Consider the following 1,898-nt stretch of genomic DNA (forward strand, 5'->3'; position numbering starts at 1 on the left):
AGGGGAGCATTGTGTACGAGGCGAAGCTGAGCTGGAAGGCGAGGTGGATTGTACACAAGAGAGAATGCTGGTATGAGTAGCGAAAGAAAGGTGAGAATCCTTTCCATCGAAAATCCAAGGTTTCCTGAGGAAGGTTCGTCCGCTCAGGGTAAGTCGGGACCTAAGCCGAGGCCGAAGGGCGTAGGCGATGGACAACTGGTTGAAATTCCAGTACCACCTTTAACTGTTTGAGAGATGGAGTGACACAGGAGGATAAGCTGACCCGTCGAATGGAAGAGACGGGCCAAATGTCGAGTGTGGATCCTAGGCAAATCCGGGATCCGTGAAGCATGAGGCATGAAGGGGACCGAAAATAAAGTAGGGAAGCAGCTGATTTCACACTGTCGAGAAAAGCTTCTATTGAGGAAAAAGGTGCCCGTACCGCAAACCGACACAGGTAGATGAGGAGAGAATCCTAAGATGAGCGGGAGAAGTGTTGTTAAGGAACTCGGCAAAATAACCCCGTAACTTCGGGAGAAGGGGAGCCTAATCCGGTTATTGTAAAATGATACGGAAAGGTTGCAGAGAAAAGGCCCAAGCGACTGTTTAGCAAAAACACAGGTCTCTGCTAAATCGAAAGATGAAGTATAGGGGCTGACGCCTGCCCGGTGCTGGAAGGTCAAGGGGACTGCTTAGCGCAAGCGAAGGCATGAACTTAAGCCCCAGTAAACGGCGGCCGTAACTATAACGGTCCTAAGGTAGCGAAATTCCTTGTCAGGTAAGTTCTGACCCGCACGAAAGGCGTAACGATTTGGGCACTGTCTCAACAACACACCCGGTGAAATTGTAGTACTCGTGAAGATGCGAGTTACCCGCGACAGGACGGAAAGACCCCGTAGAGCTTTACTGTAGCTTGGCATTGGATTTTGGTATTGTATGTACAGGATAGGTGGGAGGCTGAGAAGATAGGACGCTAGTTTTATCTGAGCCGCTGTTGGGATACCACTCTTACCATACTGAAATTCTAACCAGTAGCCGTTAACCGGTTATGGGACATTGCCAGGTGGGCAGTTTGACTGGGGCGGTCGCCTCCGAAAGAGTAACGGAGGCGCCCAAAGTTTACCTCAGAATGGTTGGAAATCATTCGTAGAGTGCAAAGGCAAAAGGTAGACTGACTGCGAGAGAGACATCTCGAGCAGGGACGAAAGTCGGGCTTAGTGATCCGGTGGTACCGAGTGGAAGGGCCATCGCTCAACGGATAAAAGCTACCTCGGGGATAACAGGCTTATCTCCCCCAAGAGTCCACATCGACGGGGAGGTTTGGCACCTCGATGTCGGCTCGTCTCATCCTGGGGCTGTAGTAGGTCCCAAGGGTTGGGCTGTTCGCCCATTAAAGAGGCACGCGAGCTGGGTTCAGAACGTCGTGAGACAGTTCGGTCCCTATCCGTCGTGGGCGCAAGATATTTGAGAGGAGCTGTTCCTAGTACGAGAGGACCGGAATGGACAGACCTCTGGTGCACCAGTTGTCCTGCCAAGGGCATAGCTGGGTAGCTAAGTCTGGAAGGGATAAGCGCTGAAGGCATCTAAGCGCGAAGCCCCCCTCAAGATGAGATATCTCATTCGAAAGAAGTAAGGTCCCCGGTAGACGACCGGGTTGATAGGCCAGAGGTGTAAGTGCAGAAATGCATTCAGCTGACTGGTACTAATAGACCGAGGACTTGACCAATAGGTTTAGAATGATTGAAACAATACTTTGCTTATGTAGTTTATGCAGTTTTCAAATCTCATTTGAGATTTAATTATTCCGCGGCAATGGCGGAGGGGCTACACCTGTTCCCATACCGAACACAGTAGTTAAGTCCTCCTGCGCAGATGGTACTTGGATGGAGACGTCCTGGGAGAGTATGTCGCTGCGGGAT

2 rRNA genes are annotated in these 1,898 nt (G+C 50.9%); both read left to right on the forward strand.

Annotated elements, in window-relative coordinates:
* Window positions 1–1,705, forward strand: a 23S ribosomal RNA gene (locus BUB93_RS11190); the annotation flags it as partial.
* A 76-nt stretch (window positions 1,706–1,781) separates the two neighbouring features.
* Window positions 1,782–1,898 (forward strand): 5S ribosomal RNA (gene rrf / locus BUB93_RS11195).

This window comes from Alkalibacter saccharofermentans DSM 14828, assembly GCF_900128885.1.
GTDB lineage: Bacteria > Bacillota > Clostridia > Eubacteriales > Alkalibacteraceae > Alkalibacter > Alkalibacter saccharofermentans.